Below are 5,221 nucleotides of genomic sequence, written 5' to 3' on the forward strand. Positions count from 1 at the left end.
AAAGCTCCTTCAACTTCATCAGCCGCCTGATGGAGCTGGAGGGTATTTATTACTACTTCAAGCACCAGCAGGATCAGCACACGCTGGTGCTGGCCGATGCGCCGCAGATCCACACACCCTACCCCGGTTATGAAACCATTCCCTATCACCTGACGCCGTCCGGCGGCATCACCAGTGAGCAGGGCATCAGCCAGTGGACCCTGGCCGACCAGGTGACGCCGGGCATCTACAGCCTGGACGATTACGATTTCCGCAAGCCCAACGCCTGGCTGCTGCAGGCGCGCCAGAACCCAGTCTCGCCGCAGCCGGGGCAAATCGACGTGTATGACTGGCCGGGCCGCTACACCGAACACCAGCAGGGCGAATTCTACGCCCGCGTGCGCCAGGAAGCCTGGCAGGCCGGGCACCACCAGACCGGCGGTACCGCCACCGCGCTCGGTATCGCCCCCGGCTACACCTTTACGCTCAACAACGCCCCCTATGCCGACGATAACCGCGCCTACCTGACGGTGCGCGCCCGCTACCGCCTGCAGGAAAACCGCTACGCCAGCGGCGACAGCCAGGCCAGCGAACACCGTATCGACTTCACGGTGATCCCGGCCGATATTCCGTGGCGCCCGGCGCAACAGGCGCACTGGCCGAAAACCCACGGCCCGCAGACCGCGCGGGTGGTCGGCCCGACCGGCGAATCCATCTGGACCGACAAATACGGCCGCGTGAAGGTGAAGTTCCACTGGGATCGCTTTGGGCCGGCGGACGACGGCAGCTCCTGCTGGGTGCGTGTTTCCAGCGCCTGGGCCGGCCAGGGCTTCGGCGGCGTGCAGATCCCGCGGGTGAACGACGAAGTGGTGGTGGATTTCATCAACGGCGATCCGGACCGCCCGATCATCATCGGCCGGGTTTACAACGACGCCAACATGCCGCCGTGGGCGCTGCCGGCCGCCGCCACGCAGATGGGCTTTATGAGCCGCTCCAAAGACGGCTCGCCGGACAACGCCAACGCCCTGCGCTTTGAAGACAAGGCCGGCGAAGAGCAGGTGTGGCTGCACGCCGAACGCAATATGGATATCAATGTCGAGAACGATGAAAACCACACCATTGATAAAAACCATACGCATCTGGTGGGCGGTAATGAACTGCAACGCGTCGTGCTCAACCAGGCCATCGGTATCAAAGGCGATGCCTCATCACTCACCGGTAAAACACGTTCAGATAACGTGGTAGATACCTTCACCCTCGGTTCCGGCGAGACCCTCCGCCTGGAGTGCGGTGAAAGCGTGATCGAGCTGAAAGCCAATGGTCAGATCAGCCTCACCGGCAACAGTTTTAATATCACCGTGAAAGAAGGCGGCGAGATCAACACCGGCGGCAAATTGCAACTGAACCAACCCAACGGAGCTGCCCGCGCCAAAGCCCCCGGTCCCGAGCACAAAAAAGCCATTCAGGCCGCCGTGGATCAACTGTTCCCCAAATCATGATTATGTGGGCGTAGCCCCGCGCCAGCTAACAGAGAAGACTTATGAATTATCTTTTCCAGGAAGGCCATTTCATCCTGCCCGCCGGCCCTTGGCAGGATTGCACCGTCAATATCCTGAAAAACCCGCAAACCGGCGCTTCATTGGTGATTACCCGCGCGCCGCTGCCCGAAGGCAGCACGCTGGAAGGTGAATTTGAAAAACAGTGGGCCGCTCTGTTGCCGCAGATAAGCGACTTAGAGCAGTCGCCGCGCCAGCGCATCAGCGCCGGGCCGGATGGCGCTATCCAGGCCATCGAAGTCACCAGCCGTTTTTTCCGCGCCGGCTACCACCACCATCAACACCAGTTGGCGGCCCAGACGAGCGACAGCCAGACACTGATTATTTTTACCTATTCGTCAATGAACCCTTTCACGCCCGAGGACGATAACCGTTGGCAACAGGTTAAAGCCTCCCTGACATTATCTGGACAGGATGACTGATAATCATGAGTGAACTCTGGGCAGCAAGAAAAGACGATGAGTTGATCCACTCCAGTGCTCTCGCGGATATCGCCAGTGCCGTAGCGGAAGTGGCGGTCTATTCCCTGGCCACCATGGCCGTGAGTGCAGCGGCAACCGCTGCCGCCCCGGCACTGGCGGGCGTGGCCGTGCTGGGTGCCGTTGCCGCTGGCGCCTCAACCTGCGTTGGCGCTGGCCTTATCGTAGGTTTTGCCGCCAACATTTCGGGTATTGGTGATGATATCAGCCAGGGCTGCGACGCCGTGGCAGACGCGCTGTTCCCCCCCACTGTCAGCGGCGTGATCCTGACCGGTTCCAATAACGTGTTTACCAATGGCAAACCGGCAGCCCGCGCGGCCGGGCGCCTGCTGACAGCGGAAGAAATTAACGCGCTGCCGGCACCGCAACCGCCGCAAAGCTTCTGGGATTACGGCGCTGAACTGCTGGCAGCAGGCGGCAATCTTATTTCCCAACTGTGGCAGCCCACGGTGGCCGGCCCCAGCCAGCCGAGCCAGCCGCTGGAAGAAGACAAAATCAGCTGTGACAAACACAGCGGCCCGCAATACCTGGCGGAAGGCTCCGGCAAAGTATTTATCAACGGTCAGCCGGCCGTGCGTAGCAAAGACCGCTCCACCTGCGAGGCCACCGTATCCACCAACGTCTCCAAAAATGTCTTGATCGGCGGTGAAACGGCCACTGTACGCGAAATAAAAAGCGGCAAACTTCCTGGGATTGGCCTGGCCATGACGCTGCTGCCGCTGCTCCTCGGGCGGCCGAGCAAAGTGCTGCCCAATCTCCCCTGCATGATCGGCGGCGGCCTGGCCGCTGCCGGCGTCAATGCATTGGGGGAAGCGATCCATGCGGCATTCAACCCCGTCCATGCCGCTACCGGCGCCAAGGTTTTACATGGCGAGGAAGATCTGGATTTGCTGTTACCGGCGCGTTTCCCGTTTGCCTGGCAACGTTACTACAACAGCCGCAACCACTACGCGGGCTTGTTCGGCCACGGTTGGCGCACCGCCTTCGAGGTTTGGGTTGATCTGGCGGACGATGGCAATGGCGGCACCGAATGCTGCCTGCATGATGAAACCGGCCGTGAACTACGTTTCCCGCTACCGGCCATTAATGAGCCGAGCTTTAGCGCAGGCGAAGGATTGATTTTTCGCCGCGGCGAAGAAGGCCAACTGATTATCGCCGATACCGACGGCAGCGTATGGCGGCTGTTCATCCCCCTGCCGCAGGCGCCCCGCCGTTTGCGCCTGGTTTCGCTCAGCGATGAATATGACAACGCCCTGCTGCTTGGCTATGACGCAGCGCAACGCCTGAGCACCATTACAGACGACACCGGTGCATTGGAACTCCAACTGGCCTACGAGGATACGCGTTTCCCCGATCGCGTTACCGCACTGCGCCATGCTGGCAACGACCGGGTGCGCTACCGCTATACCACCGCCGGTGATTTGCACCAGGTTATTGACGCCAGCCACATCGCCACACGTGAATTCCACTATAACGATGCCCACCTGTTAACCAGCCATCAACAGGCCGGCGGCCCGCGCTTCGAATACCGCTGGGCCATGTTCGACGACTGGCGGGTGGTTGAACACCGTAGTGAAAGCGGCAGCGGCTGCACCATTGATTACGATTTGGCGGCCGGTTTAACGACGGTAACGGAATTTGATGGCCTGCAACATCGGCACCGCTGGAACGCCCAACAGCTGGTGACGGAATATACCGATGAACGCGATGAAGTGTGGCACTACCAATGGAACGATGATGCCCTGCTGATTGCCACGCGCGATCCCCTCGGCCACGGCTGGCAATTCCGCTATGACGATGCCGGCAATCTGGTGGAAGAAGAAGATGCGCTGGGCCATATCCGCCTGACCACCTGGCTGCCGCAGCGGGCGCTGCCCGTCAGCATCAAGGAAGCCAACGGCGCCACCCATCATTTTTACTATGATGAACGCCATGCACTGATTGCCGAGGTGGATGCGCTCGGCCATAGCCAACGTTATCTGCGTGATAACTACGGCCAGGTGGTGCAATCGGTTGATGCCAACGGCGGCGTCAGCCACTTTGACTATGATGCACACGGCCAGTTAATCAGCGCCCGCGACTGCTCCGGCAAACAGACGGTTTACCACTACAATGCCGAGGGCTGGCTGACGGAAGTGACCGATGCCGAGGGTGAAAGCACCCGCTACAGCTACGACGCCGCCGGGCGGCTAACGCAGTTGCAACACGCCGAGGGCTGGCAGGAAACGCTGGCATGGAACCCACAGGGCCAACTGGCGCACTATCAGGGCGCTGACGGCCGCCTGACGCACTACCGTTATGACAACGCAGGCCGCCTGCTGGCCACGCGAAACCCGCTGGATGGCGAAGTGGTGCGCCGCTACGATCCGCGCGGCCGCCTGATTGCATTACGCAATGAAAACGACGAAAGCTATGCCTTCCGCTGGGGCGCCTGCAACCTGCTGCTGGAAGAGACCGGGCTGGACGGCGTTAGCACGCGTTACCGCCATGACGAATGCCGCCGGGTCATTGAACGTGCTTTTGCCGCCAATACCCCCGACACGTTTTCACACTTCTTCAGCCACAATGCCGCCGGGCAACTGACCGCCAGGCAGACGCCAGACGGAGAAACCCGCTACCGTTACAACGCCGTCGGCCAACTGCTGCAGGCGGCCTTCTACCGGGGCGATGTCTGGCAAGGCTACGCGCAGGAAGCCGAGAGCGACGTCCGCTTCCAGTATGATCTGTTGGGCCGTGTGATTAATGAACAAGGCATTAACGGCGCACTGGCCTATTCTTACGATGCGCTCGGCAACCGGACGCAGACCGTCCTGCCTGATGGCCGTGCGCTACGCGCGCTCTATTACGGCAGTGGCCATTTGCTGCAACTGGCGCTGGATAATGTCACGATCAGCGAGTTTGAGCGCGATAATCTGCACCGTGAGCTCAGCCGCACTCAGGGCCGCCTGACCAGCCGGGTGCATTACGATCGGCTGGGCCGCAAGGATCGCCTGGAGATACACCGCACTGACCGGCCGCGCCCGGCGCCGGCCAGCCGCTCACGCCAGTGGACCTATGACTACCAAAACAACCTGACGCGTGAGGAACACAACGCCAACCCGTTTGCCTATCGCCACTATCACTACGATGCCGCCGGGCGGCTGTTGGCACAGGAAGGCTCCCTGCCGGATACGGAGCATTACCGTTACGATCCGGCGGCCAACCTGC

The 5,221-nt window shown here is 61.0% G+C and carries 3 protein-coding genes; all 3 read left to right on the forward strand.

The annotated features are described in order from the left end of the window. A partial coding sequence (locus AC559G_RS12160; RefSeq protein WP_498912702.1) for a type VI secretion system Vgr family protein occupies positions 1-1,478 on the forward strand: 1,478 nt, incomplete at its 5' end. A 41-nt stretch (positions 1,479-1,519) separates the two neighbouring features. Further along, a complete protein-coding gene (locus AC559G_RS12165; protein WP_498912703.1) occupies positions 1,520-1,957 on the forward strand; it encodes a DcrB-related protein in 438 nt (145 codons plus the stop codon). A gap of 5 nt (positions 1,958-1,962) precedes the next feature. Next, positions 1,963-5,221 (forward strand): DUF6531 domain-containing protein (locus AC559G_RS12170; RefSeq protein ID WP_498912704.1); only part of this gene is annotated, 3,259 nt, incomplete at its 3' end.

Source organism: Gibbsiella greigii (assembly GCF_039540155.1).
Taxonomy (GTDB): Bacteria; Pseudomonadota; Gammaproteobacteria; order Enterobacterales; family Enterobacteriaceae; genus Gibbsiella; species Gibbsiella quercinecans.